Annotated in this window: 20 protein-coding genes; 14 read left to right on the top strand and 6 right to left on the bottom strand. The window is 62.9% G+C overall.

What is annotated here, in order from left to right:
* Positions 1-585: 585 nt before the first annotated feature.
* The 4 genes from ACSHV8_RS01570 to ACSHV8_RS01585 all read left to right on the top strand — a co-directional run bounded on the left by ACSHV8_RS01570 (position 586) and on the right by ACSHV8_RS01585 (position 5,549).
* On the top strand, positions 586-1,815 hold the full coding sequence (locus ACSHV8_RS01570; protein ID WP_436528628.1) for a DUF262 domain-containing protein: 1,230 nt from the start codon (positions 586-588) through the stop codon (positions 1,813-1,815).
* Complete coding sequence (locus tag ACSHV8_RS01575; RefSeq protein ID WP_436528630.1) at positions 1,812-2,429, top strand: hypothetical protein; 618 nt, start codon at positions 1,812-1,814, stop codon at positions 2,427-2,429. The genes ACSHV8_RS01570 and ACSHV8_RS01575 overlap by 4 nt, the downstream gene beginning before the upstream one ends.
* A 540-nt stretch (positions 2,430-2,969) precedes the next feature.
* Positions 2,970-3,992: a tyrosine-type recombinase/integrase gene (locus ACSHV8_RS01580; RefSeq protein WP_436528632.1), complete on the top strand. Its 1,023-nt coding sequence runs from the start codon at positions 2,970-2,972 to the stop codon at positions 3,990-3,992.
* A 564-nt stretch (positions 3,993-4,556) separates the two neighbouring features.
* Complete coding sequence (locus tag ACSHV8_RS01585; protein ID WP_436536655.1) at positions 4,557-5,549, top strand: IS481 family transposase; 993 nt, start codon at positions 4,557-4,559, stop codon at positions 5,547-5,549.
* Here the strand turns inward: ACSHV8_RS01585 and ACSHV8_RS01590 are convergent.
* Both ACSHV8_RS01590 and ACSHV8_RS01595 read right to left on the bottom strand, forming a co-directional pair.
* Positions 5,546-6,103, bottom strand: coding sequence for a helix-turn-helix domain-containing protein (locus tag ACSHV8_RS01590; protein ID WP_436536657.1), 558 nt, complete (start codon positions 6,101-6,103; stop codon positions 5,546-5,548). The two genes, ACSHV8_RS01585 and ACSHV8_RS01590, sit on opposite strands and share 4 nt — an antisense overlap.
* Before the next feature lie 1,186 nt (positions 6,104-7,289).
* On the bottom strand, positions 7,290-7,643 hold the full coding sequence (locus ACSHV8_RS01595) for a hypothetical protein (RefSeq protein WP_436528634.1): 354 nt from the start codon (positions 7,641-7,643) through the stop codon (positions 7,290-7,292).
* A gap of 91 nt (positions 7,644-7,734) precedes the next feature.
* On the opposite strand from ACSHV8_RS01595, the gene ACSHV8_RS01600 reads away from it, so the two are divergent.
* On the top strand, positions 7,735-8,793 hold the full coding sequence (locus ACSHV8_RS01600) for an IS630 family transposase (RefSeq protein ID WP_436528636.1): 1,059 nt from the start codon (positions 7,735-7,737) through the stop codon (positions 8,791-8,793).
* A 211-nt stretch (positions 8,794-9,004) separates the two neighbouring features.
* On the opposite strand, the gene ACSHV8_RS01605 is transcribed toward ACSHV8_RS01600, so the two are convergent.
* Positions 9,005-9,328, bottom strand: coding sequence for a hypothetical protein (locus ACSHV8_RS01605; RefSeq protein ID WP_436528638.1), 324 nt, complete (start codon positions 9,326-9,328; stop codon positions 9,005-9,007).
* A 59-nt stretch (positions 9,329-9,387) separates the two neighbouring features.
* Here ACSHV8_RS01605 and ACSHV8_RS01610 point away from each other — a divergent pair, with 59 nt between their 5' ends.
* On the top strand, positions 9,388-9,558 hold the full coding sequence (locus tag ACSHV8_RS01610; RefSeq protein ID WP_436528640.1) for a hypothetical protein: 171 nt from the start codon (positions 9,388-9,390) through the stop codon (positions 9,556-9,558).
* A gap of 40 nt (positions 9,559-9,598) precedes the next feature.
* On the opposite strand, the gene ACSHV8_RS01615 is transcribed toward ACSHV8_RS01610, so the two are convergent.
* The gene (locus ACSHV8_RS01615) at positions 9,599-9,790 is read right to left on the bottom strand and encodes a hypothetical protein (protein ID WP_436528642.1); all 192 of its coding nucleotides are present in this window, start codon (positions 9,788-9,790) and stop codon (positions 9,599-9,601) included.
* Positions 9,791-10,240: 450 nt separating this feature from the next.
* Between ACSHV8_RS01615 and ACSHV8_RS01620 the strand changes: the two genes are divergently transcribed.
* Genes ACSHV8_RS01620 through ACSHV8_RS01645 form a run of 6 tightly spaced genes read left to right on the top strand, consistent with a single transcriptional unit; the run spans position 10,241 to position 16,112 of the window.
* On the top strand, positions 10,241-10,996 hold the full coding sequence (locus tag ACSHV8_RS01620) for a hypothetical protein (RefSeq protein WP_436528643.1): 756 nt from the start codon (positions 10,241-10,243) through the stop codon (positions 10,994-10,996).
* A complete protein-coding gene (locus ACSHV8_RS01625) occupies positions 10,996-11,523 on the top strand; it encodes a hypothetical protein (protein WP_436528645.1) in 528 nt (175 codons plus the stop codon). The genes ACSHV8_RS01620 and ACSHV8_RS01625 overlap by 1 nt, the downstream gene beginning before the upstream one ends.
* On the top strand, positions 11,523-13,637 hold the full coding sequence (locus ACSHV8_RS01630) for a DEAD/DEAH box helicase family protein (protein ID WP_436528647.1): 2,115 nt from the start codon (positions 11,523-11,525) through the stop codon (positions 13,635-13,637). The genes ACSHV8_RS01625 and ACSHV8_RS01630 overlap by 1 nt, the downstream gene beginning before the upstream one ends.
* Entirely contained in the window at positions 13,624-13,815 is a 192-nt protein-coding gene (locus tag ACSHV8_RS01635; protein ID WP_436528649.1) for a hypothetical protein, read from the top strand. The genes ACSHV8_RS01630 and ACSHV8_RS01635 overlap by 14 nt, the downstream gene beginning before the upstream one ends.
* A gap of 2 nt (positions 13,816-13,817) precedes the next feature.
* A complete protein-coding gene (locus ACSHV8_RS01640; protein ID WP_436528651.1) occupies positions 13,818-15,761 on the top strand; it encodes an AAA family ATPase in 1,944 nt (647 codons plus the stop codon).
* Between the two features lie 6 nt (positions 15,762-15,767).
* Entirely contained in the window at positions 15,768-16,112 is a 345-nt protein-coding gene (locus tag ACSHV8_RS01645; RefSeq protein WP_436528653.1) for a hypothetical protein, read from the top strand.
* Between the two features lie 174 nt (positions 16,113-16,286).
* Here ACSHV8_RS01645 and ACSHV8_RS01650 read toward each other — a convergent pair whose 3' ends face one another.
* Positions 16,287-17,378 carry an IS630 family transposase gene (locus ACSHV8_RS01650; protein ID WP_436528655.1) on the bottom strand — a complete coding sequence of 364 codons (1,092 nt, stop codon included), beginning with the start codon at positions 17,376-17,378 and terminating at the stop codon, positions 16,287-16,289.
* A 164-nt stretch (positions 17,379-17,542) separates the two neighbouring features.
* Here ACSHV8_RS01650 and ACSHV8_RS01655 point away from each other — a divergent pair, with 164 nt between their 5' ends.
* Positions 17,543-18,556: a LacI family DNA-binding transcriptional regulator gene (locus ACSHV8_RS01655; RefSeq protein ID WP_436528657.1), complete on the top strand. Its 1,014-nt coding sequence runs from the start codon at positions 17,543-17,545 to the stop codon at positions 18,554-18,556.
* Here ACSHV8_RS01655 and ACSHV8_RS01660 read toward each other — a convergent pair.
* The gene (locus ACSHV8_RS01660; RefSeq protein ID WP_436528659.1) at positions 18,516-19,559 is read right to left on the bottom strand and encodes a glycoside hydrolase family 26 protein; all 1,044 of its coding nucleotides are present in this window, start codon (positions 19,557-19,559) and stop codon (positions 18,516-18,518) included. The two genes, ACSHV8_RS01655 and ACSHV8_RS01660, sit on opposite strands and share 41 nt — an antisense overlap.
* 198 nt (positions 19,560-19,757) lie before the next feature.
* On the opposite strand from ACSHV8_RS01660, the gene bglS reads away from it, so the two are divergent.
* Entirely contained in the window at positions 19,758-20,513 is a 756-nt protein-coding gene (bglS, locus tag ACSHV8_RS01665) for a beta-glucanase (protein ID WP_436528661.1), read from the top strand.
* Positions 20,514-20,629: the final 116 nt, after the last annotated feature.

The raw sequence follows: 20,629 nt of genomic DNA on the forward strand, positions 1-20,629 counted from the left end.
CGGTCCATAGAAGTGCAGTGGCACGAGCTGGTCCAATCGAAGGGTCTCGTTGGGGCATGGTCAGTAACCGGGCCATGCCATGTTGCTCTTGGGGGTCTGCGAAGCATGGGCCGTTTCTGGAATGCGGCAACCGATCAAGCGGGGCGTGAGTTTGGTGCTCGCCACTACCGCTGGTTTGCTGGCGCCCGGATCGTGCGGGGGGTATGGCCCCCGCGGCGCTCACCTTGATCGGTGCCGTGGGGTTGGTCGTGGCCGTCGTTGCTGGCTATCGATGGTTGTCGCCCCATGGGTCGGCCATCGGATCTCGCCTCGCGAGCTGGAACTCGGCCCCTAGGAAGCAGTGCCCTCTGGGTTGTCGCGGCACTTGGCATCGCTGTGGCCGTAGCACTGCCTGTCGCATACAGCCAGAGGCGGTGGCGGTTGTCGCTGTTCAGGCCGATGGGGATGCGCCGGTTCAGGAGGCGGCTACGCCGGTTCTAGCAGGTGGCCGGGGGAGAGGACTACGTCCTGCAACGCGTGTTTCCGAGAGGCGAGCCAGGGGGGTGAACCGCTCCGATGATACGGAGCGGTCGATAAGCTGTAGGCGTGAACGCTGAGCATCGTGACATCGAGCAAACAGAGGGCATCGGCCTTCAAGACGACGTCGAGGACTATGACCTTGTTGATGATGAGGTCCTGAGCCCCGACGCGCTCTCCGACCTGGTGCTGTATACGCTCGACTGGAGTGTTCAGTCGCTTATGGAGCGGATCGGCACGACATTTGACGTCAACCCAAGTTTCCAGCGACGGGACGCGTGGAGCGCAGAGCGCAAGAGTCTCTACATCGAGTCGCTGATGCTTGGTCTGCCAGTTCCGCAGGTTGTCCTAGCCGAGGACAAGGAACGCAAGGGCCGCTTTATTGTGCTCGACGGTAAGCAGCGACTTGTTACGATGAAGCAGTTCGCGTCGCCCGATAATCAATTTCCAAGCTTCCGGCTAAAGGGTCTTGAATTTCTTCAAACCTTCCGGAACCGAACCTTTGCCGACCTTGGCGGTTCGCTAGATGGTGCCGAGTACATCGAGAATTTCATGGCGCAACCGATTCGGACGATCGTAGTTCGCAACTGGAGCACCCCGGCAGTTCTTTACCAAGTATTCGTGCGCCTCAATCAGGGAAGCTTGTCGCTCTCCCCGCAAGAGTTGCGCCAGGCTTTGTATCCTAATGATTTCACGCGATGGATTAATAAGCGTTCTGCGGAAAGCACGCCGATTCATCAAGCGCGCCGGATCAAGGGCGAGGATTTCCGAATGAGAGACGCGGAGATGCTACTCCGATTCGTCGCCTTTCAGAGGTCTATAGAGGTGTATGGCGGAAATCTGCGAGCGTTCTTGGATGAGGCATGCGTCGCCGGCGGCCGGGAATGGGCGGAACGAGGGCAACGGTACTATGACGGTCTGGCGCAGCGTTGCGAACTTGCTGTTACCAGGACATTCGAGGTCTTTGGTGAACGCGATTCCTTCCTGCGGTTCGATGATGATCGTTACATAAGGCGGTTCAACATTGCCGTCTTCGATCTCATGACGGCGATCTTGTCTGACCCGGCTGTAACCGACGAGGTGTTCCAGGCGCACAAGGATCAAATACGAGCAATATACGAGGTTCTTTGTGCGTCCAACTCTCAGTTTCAGGAGAGTCTGCAAACGACTACTAAGAGCATCGCTGCTACTGCGGGTCGGATCGTTACATTCGCTGAGAAGCTTGAGCCAATATTCGGAAGCCTGGAAATTGGTACGCGTGCCTCCGTTGCTCTCTCCAGGGTGGCAGGTCGGGCGTGACTACGGCCGACGCTGCCGCCCTGCGATCGTACTTGAATCAGCTTCGATCGTGGTACATCGTAGAAAGGGAAGATTACTTCCTCTATACGCCTGAGGATCACTCGAAGGCCTTGGCATTTCGACTCCTTGCCAGCGCGGCTCTGGAGGGCTACATAGAGAATCGGCTCTGGGCGGTGGCAGAGGCCGCCATGGAGCGTTTGAAACGTAGTCAATCAACGGCGGCCGGCCGCGCTCTGCTGTCTTGGTATATATATGAACGAAAGACGCTCTACCTGCCGATCCGTGCCGATGAGATTCTGCAGCATGTCGCTGAGCATTGCGATAACGCGCTCAAAAAGTATTTGACTCGGGTTACAGGCACTCATGGCATGAGTGACAGTGACTTTCTTAGCCTTGTGGTGCCCCTAGGTGTTCGCGAAACTGATATAGATGTGCAGTTAACCGCGAACCTGCGCATTCTATCTAAAGACAGGAATCGTGCTGCTCACGTCAGGACTAGTAGGGCGAAGAAGATGGAAGAGCCGAAGGCAGAGGCGGATCTGGTGTTTCAGATTGTTTCCAGCCTAGATGCGCTCGACGCCTCGCTCGACGCGCTCGTGCACGCTTACCCGTGACTGGAGCGGCGGGAGACCGTGGGGACCGTTTGGGGACCACACGGTATGCACGTCATGCGCGGGCCTGCACACTTAATCCTCGGCTGAACGCGGCGCATCGTGTTTGACGTGCGGAAACGTCTACTCCAACGGCCTGGGGGTCAAGGGGTCGCAGGTTCAAATCCTGTCAGCCCGACTTTACAGAACGTCTTCGCAGGTCAGAAGCCTGCGGAGGCGTTCTTTTTATTTGCCTTGATCGATTCTGAGAGTGTGTGGAGCCCTTTACTGGGCATCCGCGCAAGCGGATCGAAGTGAATTCCGGAAGGTGTTTCCGCAGCTCACGGCCAATTTGGTGAGTCGAGAGGCCGTCTCGGCGGACTCCTTTACCTGGTCGCCTCCTCCGTTGATGATCGAGTGGGTCTTCGAGGTTCTGCTGTGTATCGCTGCAGGTCAGTACGGCGTGTAGGCCGTTCGGGTGTTGCCCCTTGTGGTCGTCGACCCGGCGGCACCACCCTTTACTCGTGAGCCGGGGCCGCGGACCGGGGTTTTCGGCTGCGAGACGTGAGCACGCCGCTGCGCGACCCCTTGACTCGGGCGGCTGTGGTGCGGGGCAGCGACTCCTTGACCGGGGAGTTGACATTGAAGATCGAAAATCTCCTGGCGGGTGTTCAGAGTCAGGCCTGGGCGGTGTTGCTGAGAGACTGGGACCGGTCGTTGCGCGCCGGGAATCATCCGGAGACCACCCGGTACAACTATGTGCTCGCTGCTTCGCAGCTGGCCGCGTTTCTGGGCGAGCGGATGCCAGAGGCAGGTAGTGCCCGCGATCCAAGCTTGGTGGACAGCAAGCAGGTGACGGCGTTTCAAGCGGCGGTGATCGAGGAGCGTTCGGCGGGGACCGGGTTGAACAAGTACAAGGCGTTGCAGCAGTTCTTCCGCTGGCTTGTCATCGAAGGCGAAGTTGAGCGGTCGCCGATGGACGGCGTGCCGCAGCCGACAGCGGTGCAGAAGCTTGTCGAGGTCCTCAGCGATGAGGAGACGCGACGCATTCTCGAGGTCTGTGAGGGGCGCAGCTTCGTACAGCTGCGCGACCAGGCACTGGTCAGGATGTTCTACAACACCGGCGGCCGTCTGGCTGAGATCGGCGATCTCCTGGTGCCTGACGTCGATCTGGATACTGACTCGGTCGTCCTGACGGGTAAGGGCGGCAAACAGCGTCGGGTGCGGTTCGGGGCCAAGACTGCGGGTGCTCTGCGCCGGTATGTGCGTGCCCGCGGCCGGCGCCCGGGCTTGACCGGCATTGACCAGTTGTGGATCGCTGCGAAGGGTGCCCGGCCGCTGAGGCCGAACGGTATCAAGATCCGGCTCAGGGAACTGGGGGATAGGGCTGGGATTGACCATGTCCTCGCGCAGCGGTGGCGGCACAGCTTCGCTCACGAATGGAAGCTGGCCGGCGGCGATACCGGCGACTTGATGCTGCTGATGGGGTGGTCCTCGGAAGAGATGCCGCGCCGTTATGGTGCCAGCGCGGCCGCGGAACGAGCCAAGCAAGTCCACGCGCGACTCGGCATCGGCGAACGCGTCTAACGAGTCCGGCCGCCGGCTGAATCCACGCGGCCAGCGCTGGACGTTTTGTACTGCCTCTCGACGCTAGTGTCGACGGCGCCTGAAAACTGGTTCTGGCCCTCATCTCGTGATCGCAACTGGCCCCAGGGCATCTGATCAGCGGCTGAGCAGGACGCGTTTGCGGAGCAGATCGAACCCGGCTCGCTCATACTTTTACCTTTTGAATATCTTGATCCGATTCACGTTGCCCTCGACCGCGCCGGAGCTGTGCTCCAAGGTCAGGCCGTTGACGACCGCGTCTTAGTCCTGTGTCAGCTCGGTGGCGAAGGAGTGCAGGTGCGGGAGGTCGTCGGCGCGGACCGCGCTGAGCCAATCGTCGAGATGCTGGCCTTGACGCCGCACGAGCATGGTCGCGAAGGACGCGACGTGGGTGGCCAGCTGGTCTAGGTGTGATGTCCGGGGACGTTGGTCGAGGAAATGTAACCACTCGATCTGAGGATCGGGGCTGGATCTTGTGAACAGATGAAGGCCTCCGGCTGTGCAGTGGAGCTGTCTAGACAACCACTGAGCAGGCTGGAGGCCTTCATGTCCCACGCTAACGCCGCGTTGACCCCGCGGGCGCGATTGCGGCTGGCGCGTCTGATCGTGGATGACGGCTGGTCACCCGCACGAGCGGCCGAACGCTACGACGTGTCCTGGAGAACGGCCGCGAAATGGGCCGCTCGTTACCGCGCCGAGGGCGAAGCCGGCATGACCGACCGCTCGTCACGCCCGCACCGGCAACCGAACCTGACCCCGGCGCCGACCGTCCGCAAGATCGTGCACCTGCGCCGCAAACAACGCCTCGGCCCGGTCCCGATCGCCGATCAACTCGGCCTGGCCGCCTCCACCGTCCACGCCGTCCTGCGCCGGCGCCGCCTCAACCGGCTCTCCCACCTCGACCGCGGCACTGGCGAACCGATCCGCCGCTACGAACACGATCAGCCCGGTGACCTGCTGCACGTCGATGTCAAGAAACTCGGCAACGTACCCGACGGCGGCGGGCACCGCTTCCTCGGCCGTGTCCAGGGCAGGAAAAACAAGGCCGCCACGCCCGGCAAACCCCGCAACCGGCACCACAACCCGCTCATCGGCACCGCATACGTGCACACCGTCATCGACGACCACTCCCGCGTCGCCTACGCCGAAATCCACGACGACGAAACCGCGATCACCGCCACCGGCGTCCTGCAACGCGCCGTGGCCTGGTACGCCGAACGCGGCGTCACCACCCGCCGGGTGCTGTCCGACAACGGCTCCGCATACAAATCCCGGCTCTGGCACACCACCTGCCACGACCTGGGCATCACCGTGAAAAAGACCCGCCCTTACCGGCCACAGACCAACGGCAAGATCGAACGCTTCCACCGCACCCTGGCCGACGGCTGGGCCTTCGCCAAGCTCTACACCTCAGAGAAGGCCCGCCGCGCCGCGCTACCAGCCTTCCTTCACGACTACAACCACCACCGACCCCACACCGCCATCGGCAAACGCGCACCCATCACCCGGTTGAACAACCTGGCTGGACATCACATCTAGGTGCGGGCAGTCCGCGCGGACCTGGGCGAACATGGCGTGCTCGTCGGTGGTGAGCGAGTCCGGGTATTGCAGGATCCATGAGACGATCTGCCGGTTCTTGAGGGGTTTCGGGGTGTTCGGCGGCGGTGGTTTTTGGTGTTGCCAGGGGCGTAGCCGGTCCCGCAGAGTCCCGTATCCGCCGGTGTAGCCAGTGCTCGGATTTCCTGATGCAGGACGGTGATCAAGGTGCAGCCCTCGTTCCAGCGTTGTCGAAGGTGATCGATCCAGGGGTCGATCTTGCTGGGCCGGTTGCTGGTGGCGGCCTGGGTGAGCAGGTCGTCGACCTGGTCGGCGCGCAGGTAGCGGCGGACGGTTTCACGGGCCAGGCCGAGTTCCCGAACTATGGCATTGATGCTCTTACCGGCGGTGCGCAGGTCATGGACCTGCTGGTGGCGAAGGCGGGCCCGTTCGGCCAGACGCCCGTCCGATCGTGGTCGCGGTGCGGAAAGCGATGGCGGATCGGTGGTCGTGCCGGTTTCGCGGATGAGTCCACAGGCGCGGCGGTTAACGATCATTGCCGAGGTGATGGTGGAAGTCACGGATCCGGAAGCTTTAGAGACTGAGGCTTTACGCCGAGTCGTCGCCGCTGAGTTTATGGCCGATGCGACTAAAGCGTCGATGAGATCCGGGCTGCGGAAAGCGACGACGTCCGCGGCGACGTGGCGGCGGCTCTGAGTTGGCTCACCAGCTCGTCGATCCTCTCTACGAAGCGACGGGTGCGGCTCGAATACGAGCCACACCCGTCGTCGCGTTTGATCTTCGGTCAGTATGTGATCTGGAAAGTGGCGTCGCTTTGTACGATCGTGGTGGTGCCGCTATACCGAGTCAGCCCGGCAGCTGTTGGCGGGACCGTCCACCCAAAGGATTTCGCCTTGAGGCGAGACGGACACGGTGCACAGTACTTGCTTAATGCGTTCTGCGTAGTCGCCGCCGCCTGTCCGCCCGTGCTTGTCGCTTACGTATTGGTGCCACCGCGATGGATGCCGAGGGCGGCCACCAACGCACCAGACTTGTCCCTTTCCGCTGGCGGCGAGCCGCTCAGTTATCCAAGAGACTTGGGCGTGGAAGTTGCGCTTGGCTGGCCCGCTTAACGGGCTTACGCCCCATCCAACCAATACTTTCGTTGACCGTGCGATGCCCGTTTCCAACAGAGGGCGGGCCTTCGCCCATCCGTCTAGAGACCGCCCGTGAATGTTGATAGCTGGTAGATCGTCTGTTTGGAGCCCAAATACGTTGGCTACGGTGACCGTCTCACAATGAAGCAAGTCCGCCGCTACCTGCAACTGCCGCAGCGTTCGCGTGCCTGTCGTTGTGGGCGGGCTGCATAGGATTGCGCACAGCACCGACAAAGTTCGACATCCCCTTTTCGACTGTTTCGGACACCGCAAGGATCGCAGAAGCATCTCGTCGCCCTCGGGCCGCCCGTCGCTGCAGCGGACCTGGCCCGCGTGCACCGTGCCAAGACGGCCTTCACGCTGGTGCAACTAGGCCGGTGGGCCGCCGGTAAGGTCTTCTCGGCTTGCTCGGGCCGAGGGTGACGGGTGCGTACTCATCCCGACCCGACCTCGTTGTTTGGCGCCACTGGACGGGCGTTGGCGTGGCCGCCTCGCCCCAGTCAATGGGGCGGCCATGCCGCCCCTGGTCATCCGGCCTGAGCGGCCCGTTCTGGACGCCCTGAACACGTACTAGTGCTGCACCGCGTTAGTTCGTCGGGGGTGTGAGCCAGGCGGTCGGGTCGTTGAGGTAGAGGCCGCAGGCGCAGTCGAGGGCTTCCTCCGGGCTGCCGACAGGTAGTCCGGAAGGCAGGATGTTGTCCTGGTAGCCGTCGCGGCTGGCGAGGTAGATCGCGAAGCCCCAGGTGTGCAGGACCCCGGTGAACCGCAGCCGGCACAGCGGCTGGACCTGGCCGCCGGGCAGGACACCGTCGAGGTAGGCGAACCCTGCCCGGTAGCGGATCTGCACGCTGGCTAGTTGCGGCCAGCGATCGCGGGCGTACTCGTTGAGGCGTTGCCGCAGGTGATGCTGCATCGACTCGGGCGGGTTCCGGCGGGCCATGGGCTCCATGCTGCCGTGCCCGCGGCTGTCACACCATGATCGGCGATGATCTTTCCCGGGCGGGTCGGCTCTCGGGACAGGTGCGGGATTCGTGGTGAAGACGGCAGCGGTCACGGTCGTGATGGATGAGCAGACCCGGCAGCGGCTGTCCCGGACCGCCCGGTCAGGGCGTGCTCAGGCCCGGGCGGTGTTGCGGGCGAAGATCGTCCTGGCGGCCGCTGCCGGGACATCGAACGCTCAGATCGCCGCCGGCCTGGACATCGGTGTCGACACAGTCCGTAAGTGGCGGTCCCGGTTCGCCGCCGGTGGGCTGGCCGGCCTGAGCGACGCGAAACGGTCCGGGCGGCCCCGCCGGCATGGTCCCGAGGTTCGTGTCCAGGCGGTCGCGATCGCGACGTCGGCGCCACCGGGCCCGGAGTCGACCTGGTCGCATCGGCTGATCGCTGAGCAGACGACCGGCACCGGGATCTCACCGTCCCAGGTCGGGCGGATCCTGGCCGACTGCGATCTGCGGCCCTACCGGGTCCGGGGCTGGCTCACCCGTAAGGACGACCCGGTGTTCTGGACCCGGACCGCAGACATCTGCGACCTCTATCTCACCCCGCCACCCGGCGCGGTCGTGCTGTCCATCGATGAAAAGACCGCGATCGCTGCCCGCTCCCGCAAGCATCCCGGCCGTCGCGCCCGGCCGGGCAGGCCGGCCCGTCAGGAGTTCGAGTACGTCCGGCACGGCGCCGTGTCGATCGTCGCGGCCCTTGACGTCCAGACCGGCCAGGTGATCACCGAGCGGATCGGGCGCAACGACGCGGTGACCTTCCAACGGTTCCTGACCGTGCTCGACGCCGTCATCGACCCGGCCAGACAGATTCACGTCGTGCTGGAGAACGGCTCCTCACACGTCGCGAAAGCCACCCGGGCCTGGCTGGCAGCCCATCCCCGCTGGCACGTGCACTGGACCCCGGTCCACGCCTCCTGGCTCAACCAGATCGAGTTGTACTTCTTCGCGCTGACCCGCTGGGTCGTACGCCATGGCGACTTCAGCTCACACGACGACCTCATCGAGAAGATCGAAAGCTATGTGATTAAGAAGAACACCACCGCGAAACCCTATCGATGGACCTACGACGGAACCCTGCTCAAGGTCGCATGACCCCCGACGAACTAATGCGGTGCAGCACAAGGACTGTTCTGAACAGCTAGGTTGGCGTTGCAAATTTTCTCTACATCTTCAAGGCGGCCCTCCCGGCCGCACGCGAGCTCGTCTGCCAGGCCGTCCGCGCCTTGCCGCTTCGCTCACGGCGCTGGCCGGCCGGCGGTCACCGCGGTTAACGCTACGTCGGCCGAGCACTCATTCGCCCTCATTAACGGAGCTCCGGGGCCTGGCCGAAACGATGCGTTTTGATGATGCGGGATTTGACGCGGATCCTGCGGTCGGGCAGCAGGTTGTTCAGGACGTGAGTGCCGATGACGCCGACCAGGTCGATGACGGTGCCGGCGATGACGCCGGTGGCGTCCACGATCTGGTCGCGGGCGGTGTTGAGGGCGGTGGTGAAGCTGGCCCGGTCGGGGTCGAAGCCGGGTTGGCTGTCGGTGGCGTCGACCATCGCCGTGCGTAGTAGCTGGTAGGCGCTGAGCAGGGCGTAGACCTCCTGCTCGACACCGTCGGGGGTGCGGGCGCGTAGCACGCATCCGCCCAGGATCGAGAAGGTGAAGTCGAGGTAGGCGTCTCGATCTCCCAGCGCTGGTGGTGGAGCACGACGAGGCCGGCGGCGGGATGGGTGACGGGGTCGAGCAGAGTGGTCAGCAGCCGGTAGCCGCCGGTATGGGTGCCCGTAGTGGTGGTGATCCTGATCCGCGCGTCGATGATCCGACCGGCCGCCGGCCGATGATGGAGAAGAACGAGCCGTCGAGGTGACGGCGCAGGACCGGCAGTTTGCGACCGGTTTTGCAACGGATCAGTAGATGTGCCCCCTCGCGGCGAGGGTGGCGATCTGGCCGGCGGCGGCGTAGTTACGGTCAGCCAGCAGCAGCATCCCGGCTCGCATGCTGTGGGCCAGATATCGGGCCTGGTCGAGTTCGTCGGTGCTGACCGGGTCGAACACGGCGTCGATCACCGACCGGGTGCCGCAGGACAGCAGGGCACGCAATCGTCGTTGGGGGTAGCCGGAACCGCCGTTGTTGCAGCGTTGTTTGGCATAGCAGCCGGTGCTGCAGAGCCGTCGCCGACTCCATATGCTGCAGCACACGCGGCGGACGGAACACGGCGAGCGAGCACCGCCGTGCCGTCGGGCCATCGGGATGGCTATTACGGGCCCTCCCATCAAGGCTCCGAGCCATGCCTCTCGCGTGGGCGGGTACGTAGCGCACGGACGCCCGAAGCGCGATGATCACGGCGAACGAATCCCTGGGCGGCGCAGGGGAACTGCTCTACCGGAGGTAGAGGCTGTCAGAACAAAGCACCGTAGGGTTGTTGGCGGCGGGACCAGCCTTCGGTAGCATGCCTTCATGATCCGGCCAACCGCAGATAAGCGACAAAGCAAATGAACAATGGAATTGCGGTTGATGCTCCGGAGAGCGCGAGCGGTGCTCTATTCAGCATGAGGAGCATCCCGAACGGCGCCATCGACCAACCGCAGCTCAGGCCATTCTTTGGGTATTTTGGTGGCAAGTGGCGGGACGCTGTCAAAAATTACCCCGAACCGAAGTACGACACGATTGTCGAGCCGTTTGCCGGATCTGCAGGATACGCGATGCGCTATCCAAGCCGGAAAATCATACTCTGCGAAATTGATCCAATCCTGGCTGGAATCTGGAAATATTTGATCAACGTAGACCCTACAGAAATCCTTTCGATTCCCGACATCGGCCCTGACGGTTCGGTCGACGATCTGAAGGTTTGCGAGGAAGCCAAGTGGCTCGTCGGTTTCTGGCTCAACCGCGGTGCAGCCAGTCCTCGACGGTCCCCTTCCCGATGGATGAGGGATGGCATCCGTCCCGGATCGTTCTGGGGCGAACGCGTAAAGCAAACCATCGCGGCTCAAGTCGGTGCTATCCGGCACTGGCAGGTAATCGACGGGGGCTACTCCAGCCTGCCGCCACTTCACGCTGCGACTTGGTTCATAGACCCACCGTACGAGACGGCTGGAAAGAACTACCGGTTTGGCTCGGAGCAAATAAACTACGCTGAGCTAGCGGAGTGGTGCAAATCTCGGCCAGGGCAGGTCATCGTTTGCGAGAACGAAGGCGCGACTTGGCTGCCGTTTAGAAGCCTGGCGGATGTCAAGACGACTCGAGCTAACTCGCGATCGAAGGAAGTCGTCTGGATTTCTGATGAGAATCAGCCGGCTGACTGATGCCGAATATAACTAAGCGCCTGCACGCAGCCTTTCTAGAGCCGCTCGAAGATGCAATCGAGTGGCATTCGGCCATAGGCGTTAAGCCCCTCAGCGTTGACTTGGCGTTACCCAACCCTCCGCGCCTGCGCGTCTACATGTATTCCCTGGTTTCCGGCGGCACAGTCAGGCCTAACGAGTATAAAGGTGTTCTGCGTGTTCCTGGCCAGAAAGTCGGCGATTATGGATCGTTCGATCACTCGGGCGGCCGGTTGGCGCTCCTCGTAGCATATCGCGAGGACCTTGACGTCTTCGTGTTATGGGACGCAAGTCTGCATCCTCGTTTCAAAAACGGAGGAAACGTGCAGGTTCGCGACTACACGGTGCATGGGGCTGCTGCCCTTGGCCGAGCACGCCAGAATCGACCGCTTGTATCAGGTGTTGTCGAAGCAGTTATTGCATGTCAATCTTGCAATCTGCTCGAAGCCCTTCGCGATCGGGTCGCGTGGACCGGCGGGTTCGACCGCACCGTTGCGAGCGGCCGCTGATGCAGGGACTGGCCGAGCTGCACTTGCAGACGTCCTATCACAAGGGCCGCGACGATATCGCTGCCGGCTTCTACCTGCCATGTATGAATCGGTCGACTAAGTATGACCGCGCCGTCGGTTACTTCAGGAGCACCGTCTTTCTGATTGCTTGGCCGGAACTCCGAGGTTTCGTCCAGCGTGGTGGCAAAATTCGGGTTCTTTGTTCGCAAGTTCTGGCCGACAAAGATGTCGACGCACTCGAGCGCGGTTACTCTGCACGCGTCAATGCAGAGATCGACTCGAGGCTACTCGAAGAGGTCCGTAACCTACTCAACGACCCGATCATTTCAGATCCTGCGCGCGTTCTCGCTGCCCTTGTCGCGCACGGAACCGTGGACCTTAAGGTAGCGATTCTGCGCGACAGCGAGATGCGAAGCGCCAAAGGAAGAATCTTCCATGACAAGTTAGGCATCTTCAGTGATGAATACAACAGCCGCGTAGTATTCAAAGGCTCGATGAACGAGACATGGACGGGGCTAGCCAACGACGGGAATCTCGAATCGGTTGACGTCGCCGCGAGCTGGATGGGCGCACGAGACGTGGAACGCGTCCGCACGGAGGAGAGCTACTTCGCCGACTTATGGCATGATCGGTATCCGACGCTCAGTGTCCGTCCATTTCCCGACGTGGCTAGGCACGAGCTGGAAAATGCAAGTGAAGGCGACTGGCCAGGATCCCTTACCGACGTCTTGGATCGCATGTCCGCGCGGAAGGACAAAGGCGAAGACGCCCGCGGCAGGACGCTGCACTCACACCAGTCCGCTGGTCTTGCGGCGTGGCGAGCCAACGGACGCCGGGGCATCCTTGCCTTCGCCACTGGAAGTGGCAAGACTTTCACCGCGATTACGGCCATCCGAGAGGCAATCACCAAGCACGGCGATGTCGTGGTCGTGGTCGTTCCGGACCGGGTGCTGTTCCAACAGTGGTACCGAGAGATCGAAGAGACGACCTCTGACCTTGACGTGAGCATCCTCCGGGCCGGCTCTGGATACCGTCGCTGGCAAGACAGTCTGCGACTCTGGACTCTCCCGGACGGGCAACGTCGGATCGTCCTCGCCACCGTGAGAACGGCTGCCAGCGAAGAGTTCCGGCGAAAGCTGAGTGGGGGCGCCCACCTCATGCTGGTCGCGGATGAAGTCCACCGACTCGGTTCCGCCCGAAACCGCGAGCTTCTCGACGAAGAACTTTTCGGCGCCCGGTTGGGCTTGAGCGCGACTCCGGAGCGCGCCGGCGACGCAGAAGGCACTCAAGCGTTGCTGTCGTACTTCGGTGGAATCCTCCAGCCTCGGTACACGCTGGCGGATGCGGTCCGCGACGGCGTACTCACGAAGTACTTCTACCGACCTCACACCGTGCACCTGACCGAGCTAGAGGCCCAGGAGTGGCAGGAGATCACCGCACGTATCGCGGCTCTGCGAGCCCGCATCGCGAACGGTGATCAAAGCAGCAATGCGCTAGCGCAGCGTCTTGATCTGCTTTACATCCGACGCGCTCGAGTGGTCAAGCACGCATCGGCGAAGGTGCCTCTGGCTGTACGTGTCCTCAGACAGGAGGGCGTGGAGGGGCAGCGTTGGATCGTCTACTGTGAAGACTTGACACAGCTCAACCAGGTCAGCACCGCACTTGCGGATGCAGGGATACCAAGCCTTCCATTTCATTCCCAGATGGAAGGAAGCCGGGAGGAAACGCTTCAATGGCTGGACCGTCGAGGTGGGATCGTTGTGGCTATCAAGTGCCTCGATGAAGGAGTTGACGTCCCATCTGTGACCCACGCCTTGATCCTCGCGTCCTCCAAAAATCCTCGAGAATTCATTCAACGACGCGGACGAGTCCTTCGTCGAGCGGATGGAAAATCGCTAGCTTTCGTGCACGATGCCATCGTGCTACCACCAGCCGGTGGTGGACGTGAAGGTGCGGCAGACCCTATTACCGCTGGCGAACTAGCCCGGGCCGTCGAATTCGCGCAACACGCGGACAACCCAGCGGCATCTGCTGACTTGCAGCAAATCGCCATCGATCTCGGCATCGATCGGCGCACACTCCTCCAGGACGGGTTCGAAGATGCAGACGACTGATCTCAAAGATTTACGAGAAGCCGTTGAACGAGTACGCAACGAACAGCATCCTCATCTCGACCTTGAATTCCTTCACGCGGTCATCCGCGCGGAAGACGAAAATCCCGAGGATGACACTGCGGCACTTCGAGAGATCCAGACCGCATTAAAGACGGCTCTCTCCTCGGCAGGGGCGTAATCGTGCTGCGGCTCACGAGCATCGAGATAGAAGGCTTCGGGCCCTTCGCCGAAAAGCAGGTCATCACCTTCCCTTCCGGCCCAGGCGTGACGGTCATCTATGGCGAGAACATGCGAGGCAAGACTTCCTTGCTCAACGCTATCCGATACGCGTTTTTCGGCACGGTTCTGGGACGTGGCTCCAGAGCCCAATGGCTCCACACCATCACGAACCGTGACCTTGCCGGCGAGGGGAAGTATGGCTTCCATGTCGCTTTGACGTTCAATTACGACGGGCATGACTACGAACTGGTTCGTGAGTGCCGGCCGTCGGTCGTAGTTCCACGCAATGACGACGACTACACGGATAGCGTCATGCTCCGACGAGGAAACACGATCCTCGGCCCGGCAGAGCGCAAGAAGGCACTCCAGCTAATCTTCCCCGACGAGGTTTCGCGCTTCTTCCTATTCGACGGTGAACTCCTCCAAGAGTATGAGGAGCTGCTCATCAACGAGAGCGACTCAGGCCGTAAAATTTCCGAAGCGATCGAACGTATCCTAGGCGTGCCGATCCTCAAGCGTGGCCGCGCGCACCTCACCCAACTGTCGGAGGACGCCGACAAGTTGGCGGCGCGCGAGGCATCGAAACGCCAGGAGACACAAGCGCTCGGGACGGCGTTGCAGCAGGCAACGGAACAAAAAGAAGCCCATCAGGGTGAACTAGCACGCCTACAAAAGCAGCTTCAAGAGCTGACCAGCCAAAAGACCGAGTACGAACAAGTTCTGCAGTCCATGCAGAAGTATTCCGGCCTGTTACAGGACCGCGATGAAGCGGAAGCTCGACTCGAACAGGTCCGTAAAGACGAAAAGAATTCTCAAAGCGATCTCCAGCGAGCTATGGGCGACTCGTGGAGATCGATCCTCCGTGAACCAGTCCGTGCGGCGCGAGAGCGCGCCGAGGGCGAGGTCAGGTCCGAGTTTGACAACCTACTAGTAGCTCTGAGAGCTAAGGCGATCGCGGAGCGGCGCTGTGAGGTCTGCGGGCAGGATGTCGACGGTTCTACTTCCACCATGCTCCAGCAGACGCTCCCGCATGGCGCCGAAACGCATGCCGAATGGGCACCTGTTACCTCCACGGCCATGACAAGACTGTCGGATCTCAACCGCTTCAGAGATACAGACAACATTGGAGAAATTCAGCAACTATGGAGGCGGATCCAGAACCTCAAGCTAGAACAGATTACCCTCCAGGATCGCATCTCCGACCTTACGACGGCGCTGGCAGACTCTGACCCCGACACGGTCCGCAGGTCGAGAGCCAATTATGCCGAAGTTATCGAAAGGATGGCCGTCATAAAAAGGGCCATCGACGAAGAAAAGAAGAAAATCGACGAAACCGATCACAATATCCAGCGGTTGACCAAGCGTCTCGAAGCTTCGGGGACCTCCGACCTTCGAGCGGGTCAGGCAAGAGCGAAGATGTTGCGCGAAGCCGCTGAAGTTTTCGGTGGTGCGGTTGAAGCCTACAAAACAAAACTTCGCGCTCGAGTCGAAGATTCTGCTTCGACGTTCTTCCTTTCGATGACCACAGAAAAGCTGGACTATGTAGGCCTAACTATCAACGAAAGCTACGGCCTTACCATTCGGCACCGCGATGGCAAGGCCGAAGAAGCTCGCTCTGCTGGCGCGGAGCACGTTGTCGCACTAGCTCTCATGGGAGCACTGCAGAACAATGCTCCTCTGCGCGGCCCGATTGTCATGGACTCGCCATTCGGACGCCTGGACGAAAACCACACCGCTAATGTTGTGAGCACTTTGCCTAAAATGGCGGAGCAAGTCGTTCTCATGGTCTACGAGGCCGAAGTTGGAATCAAGAGAGTCCGCGAGCTTCTGGGCGCAGACTTGGTACGAGAGTATCGTTTGGAGCGGGAATCTGCCCGTCGTACCAACGTCCGTGAAGTAGGGTAGGGGGATATGGATCGCGATCGGGAAAGTATCGGTCTTACCAGCCAATCTCAGGTCTACCTGACCGAGATTGAGGACCGCGGTTGGTTCCTCGAGGGACAGGACATCGCCCGGTTCAGCCTCGCCTATGCCGTCCGCTCCAAGGTCAGCGAGGGGTCTACCTCGGGCACGGAAACACGGTGGGCCGCCGGCAACTTCGACAAGACCGGCGAGATTCGGGCGTTACTCTCGGCGCTGTATCCGGACTGTCAAACCCCTGTGCGACTCATGGAACACCTAGTCAATGAAGGGCTCAGGATGGTTGCCGCGAGGGCTCGAACGGAGGACCTCGGGCCCGCCGACCTCATGGACTAGAGCTAATCCGCGGAGCGTGGGCGCCGCCGACCCAGAAGCGATCGATCGTCAGGCTCCATAACCTCATACCCATCCAGATCGGGGCCTTTGAGGTCGACTCCGCTGGCCTGCGAGACGAGTATTCGCTGCCTCCTGCCCGATCATTACCCGGACCGATGGCGAGCTAGTGCCTCGTCATGCGGCCTTGAACGGGTAATCCGGGTGGCGGATCTTGGACTCGGTCGCGTATCCGGTTTTCGGACGGGCTCGCTGGTTGTGCCAGCGGATGTAGTCACCGATCGCCGTGTCCTGCTCGGCGTGGGTGCGGTGGTCGGTGCCGTTGAGGGCGAAGTAGCGCAGGGCGGCGAACTCGGCCTCGATCCAGTTCAGCCACGAGTTGTAGGTCGGCAGGAAGACAAGGTCGATGTCGTTGGCCTGGCACCAGGCCCGGACGGTCGGATGCTTGTGCGGGGAGAAGTTGTCCAGGATCAGGTGCAGCGTCTGTCCTGGCCAGCGGCGTCGCAGGCTCTTGAGGAAGGCGAGGAACTCGCCCGAGCGTTTCCGGTCCCTGATCCGGTAGTGGATCTTCCCGGTGGCCAGGTCGAGGCTGGCGATCATGTGCCGGACCCCGTGGTCACGGTGGTAAGTCGCCCGTAGCCGGACCGGCTTGCCCGGTGGTTTCCAGGCTTTGCCCGGCCGGGGCTGCAGGTTCAGCGGCCCGAACTCATCGACGCAGACGACCCGCCCGCCGGCCGGTGGATGGTCGTAGAGGTCGAGGACCCGGCGCATCTTGGCGGTGAAGTCCGGGTCGTTGCTGGCCTTCCACGTCTTCGACTGCTGCCAGGTCACGCCGCGTTCGTGCAGGATCCGCCGGACCGTCTCGATACTGATCGTGGCGACCCGGCCGCTCTCGATCAGGTAGTCACGCAGCTTCGACAGCGACCAGCAGGAGAACGGCTGGCCCAGGAATCGGGGGTCACATCGGGCGATCACGCAGATCCAGTCGCGGACCGGCTCACTGATCTTGTTCGGTGTGCCCCCTCTCCATTTTGGGTCCAGCGCGTCGAACCCCCGCTCGTTGAACGCGTGGATCACGTCGCGGACGTAGTCCTCGGTGGCCTTGAGCAGGTACGCGATGTCCGGCGCCGGCTGGCCCTGGCCGGACATCAGCACGACGATCGCCCGGCGCAGCTTGACCGGGTTTTTCGCAGTCCGCGTGATCTTCTGCAGCCGTTGACCTTCGGCCATCGACAGTGCCCGCACGAACACTTCCGGGCGCCGTCCCACCCGGCATCACCTCCCACACCACAATGCGAGAGGAACACCCTGCCCGAAACGGCCTCAGAACCGACGGATTACACGGCCAACGTTCAAAGACGAGGCACTAGGATCGACCGGAGCCAGGCCGACGTCGTTGCCCTGGTATGGGCGCGAGTGGAGGGACCCAGGCCATGCCGTCACCCGCCCGGTCCCGGCCACCGACCCTCGACGAGGTCGCCGAGCGTGCCGGGGTGTCCCGCACCGTCGTCTCCCGCGTGATCAACAACGGCCCGCACGTGAGCCCGGCCAAGCGTGAAGCGGTGGAGAAGGCGATCCGCGAGCTCCGCTTCACCCCCAACCGGGCCGCGCGGGCTCTGGTCACCCGCCAGACGGGTGTGGTGGTCCTGGCCGTCTCCGGCGAGGGGCCGGAGGTGTTCGGGGACCCGTTCTTCGCGCAGATCATCGTCGGCGCGTCCACCGCCCTGGAGAAGACCGAGCTGCATCTCATGCTCAGCCTGGCCACGCCCGTTCACGGGCGGCAGCGGCTGAAGGCCTACCTGCAGACCCGGGGCGCCGACGGGGTGATGCTGGTCGCGATGCGTGGTGACGATCCGCTCATCGACATCGCCGCGCAGTCCGGGCTGCCGACCGTCTTCGTCGGGCTACCGATACACGGCACGCCGCCCTTCTACGTCGACGTGGACAACGCCGGTGGGTCGCGGGCGGCGACCGAGCATCTGCTCCGCAACGGCCGCCGCCGCATCGCCATGATCACCGGTCCCGAGGACACCGCCGTCGGGCGGGAGCGCCGCCGCGGCTACACCGAGGCGCTGTTGCTGGCGGGCTCCGAACCGTATGCCGTGCAGCCGGGTGACTTCCTCGAGGAGGGCGGGGCCGCGGCCATGCGCGCGCTGCTGAGCGCGTACCCGGATCTCGACGCGGTGGTCGCCGCCAACGACAACATGGCGGCCGGGGCCCTGCGGGTGTTGCGGGAGGCCGGCCGTACGGTGCCCGGTGACGTGGCGGTGGTCGGCTTCGACGATCTGCCTGTCGCGGTACACACCGATCCGAAGCTCACCACCGTTCATCAGCCGGTGCAGGCGCTGGGCCGGGAGGCGGCCCGTATGCTCGTCGACCTGCTGGACGGCGCGCGGCCGGAACCGTTCATCCTGCCGACGAGAATGGTCGTGCGGGAGTCCGCCTGAGCGCGATGCGGGCCAGCTCGTGGCCGCGGCCGTTCATGTACCCGCGGTGCACCCAGGAGGTGAATGCGGCCAGCGCGGCCGGTGACGACGCCGGTGACCACGCCTCCTCCTTCGTCACGTCGAAGTAGGTGAGCAGCTTCAATTCCGGGAACGTCTCCGCGGCCAGCGTCGCGTCGAGGTCTCGCAACCACCGGGCCTTGTCGCCGCCGTCCTCGGACGACGCGAACTCCCCGAGCATCACCGGCCGGTGCGGCGCGACGGCGCGGGCCTTCGCGTACGCGGTGGCGAAAGTCGTGTCGAAGCCGGTCCAATGGTCGCCGGTCGGATCCCAGGACGGGCCGAACCCCCAGTTGTAGCCGTCGATGCCGACCCAGTCGACGTAGTCGTCGCCGGGGTACGCGGCGGCGGGATCGTTGTAGGCCTCGTCGGGCGAGGAGCCGTTGTTGAACGCCCACACCCACTGCACGTTGCCGGCCCCGGCCGCCTCGGCCACGTCGTGGACGTGCCGGTAGGCCCGAACGTAGCGCGACGGGTCGGCATCGTTGTTGGCGATGCCCCAGGGATACCAGTTGCCGTTGAACTCGTGTCCCCAGCGGACCAGGATCGGCAGCCGCACGGCGGCGAATTCCCGGGCCCGGGCGGTGATGTAGCCGTCCCAGGCGCCGTCGATGATGTCCTGGAGATGGATCTGAGCCGGATCGTTCGGGCCCAGGGCGGTGTTCCACGGCTCCCAGGTGTAATGCGGCATGATTCCGCGTCGCCACAGCGCCTTCGCCTCGTTCACCGGGAACGGGTTGCCGGTCGCCCAGCTGTCGAACCACATCACACTGGCCGGAGTGACGCCGTAGAGCCCGCGGACGTCGGCAGCGATCGCGGTGGGATCCTCCTCGCGGAACACGCCGAGGTAGCGGGTCGTGCCCCGGGCGGCGTTCGCGCGACCGGGGCCGGCCGCGACCAGGGCCGTGGCGACCGCGGCCGACCCCAGCAATGTTCGCCTGCGCATGGTGTCTCCTCGCTCTGGAAGCGCTTCCGGTCACAAAGTACGACCGGCGCTCATCGATGTAAAGCGGCGAATGGGCTCCCGGTCATGCGCTAGCAGCTCTCTTGACAAAGATTGCGGGGAAGTTTCAGAATCCCATCGACCCATCCGAATGTTTTGGACCGGAAGCGCTTCCAAATCCACCGGAAGGAGCGGAGTCCTGTGCTCATCACCCGATCTCGCGCCGCCGCCGTCATCCTCGGTGTCGCCCTCGCGCTCGCCGGCCCCGGTGCCGTACCGGCCCAGGCGGCCATCGGCTCAAGCTTTACCGACAGCTTCGACGGCTTCGACACCGGACGCTGGTACAAGGCCGACGGCTACAGCAACGGCGGCATGTTCAACGCCGGCTGGCGCGGCGACCACGTCACCGTCGGCGGCACCATGAACATCAACCTGGACAATCAGCCGTGCCCGAGCGGTTGCTCCGGGAAGCCGTACGCCTCCGGCGAGTACCGCACCACGGACCTGTACTCCTACGGCCGGTTCGAGGCCCGGCTGAAAGCGGTCAAGAATCCCGGGACCGTCACGTCGTTCTTCACCTACACCGGGCCGAGTGACGGCCAGCCGTGGGACGAGATCGACGTCGAGATCCTCGGCAAGAACACCAATCAGGTTCAGCTCAACTACTTCACGAACGGCACCGGTGGCCACGAGACCCTCATCAACCTGGGCTTCGACGCCTCCGCCGGGTACCACAACTACGCCTTCGAGTGGTGGAACCGCGGCACCGTCAACTGGTTCGTCGACGGTGTTCTGGTCCACCAGGAGAACGGCTCGCGAGGGCCGCTTCCCACCCACCCACAGCGCATCATGATGAACCTGTGGCCGGGCATCGGCGTCGACAGCTGGCTGCAGCCGTTCACCTATCGAGGCCGGCAGACCGCGAGCTACGACTGGGCCAAGTACACCAGGTACTGAGCCCGGACCATGAGCGGGCCGTGCGGGATTTCCCATTGGTGCGGCGTGCCCGGCAGGAAAGTGGGGATTACGGCGACGAGCCGGGCCGCCGTACACCCGCCGGCCGCTCTTTCTGC

The organism is Actinoplanes sp. HUAS TT8, from assembly GCF_051380535.1.
Taxonomy (GTDB): domain Bacteria; phylum Actinomycetota; class Actinomycetes; order Mycobacteriales; family Micromonosporaceae; genus Actinoplanes.

What these genes read in the sequence shown, in the direction of transcription:
- ACSHV8_RS01625 (WP_436528645.1), top strand. Translation starts at nt 10,996, where the DNA reads ATGCCGAATATAACTAAGCGCCTGCACGCAGCCTTTCTAGAGCCGCTC.
- ACSHV8_RS01590 (WP_436536657.1), bottom strand. Translation starts at nt 6,103, where the DNA reads ATGATCGTTAACCGCCGCGCCTGTGGACTCATCCGCGAAACCGGCACG.
- ACSHV8_RS01620 (WP_436528643.1), top strand. Translation starts at nt 10,241, where the DNA reads ATGAGGAGCATCCCGAACGGCGCCATCGACCAACCGCAGCTCAGGCCA.
- ACSHV8_RS01635 (WP_436528649.1), top strand. Translation starts at nt 13,624, where the DNA reads ATGCAGACGACTGATCTCAAAGATTTACGAGAAGCCGTTGAACGAGTA.
- ACSHV8_RS01630 (WP_436528647.1), top strand. Translation starts at nt 11,523, where the DNA reads ATGCAGGGACTGGCCGAGCTGCACTTGCAGACGTCCTATCACAAGGGC.
- ACSHV8_RS01595 (WP_436528634.1), bottom strand. Translation starts at nt 7,643, where the DNA reads ATGGCCCGCCGGAACCCGCCCGAGTCGATGCAGCATCACCTGCGGCAA.
- ACSHV8_RS01585 (WP_436536655.1), top strand. Translation starts at nt 4,557, where the DNA reads ATGTCCCACGCTAACGCCGCGTTGACCCCGCGGGCGCGATTGCGGCTG.
- ACSHV8_RS01655 (WP_436528657.1), top strand. Translation starts at nt 17,543, where the DNA reads ATGCCGTCACCCGCCCGGTCCCGGCCACCGACCCTCGACGAGGTCGCC.
- ACSHV8_RS01660 (WP_436528659.1), bottom strand. Translation starts at nt 19,559, where the DNA reads ATGCGCAGGCGAACATTGCTGGGGTCGGCCGCGGTCGCCACGGCCCTG.
- ACSHV8_RS01645 (WP_436528653.1), top strand. Translation starts at nt 15,768, where the DNA reads ATGGATCGCGATCGGGAAAGTATCGGTCTTACCAGCCAATCTCAGGTC.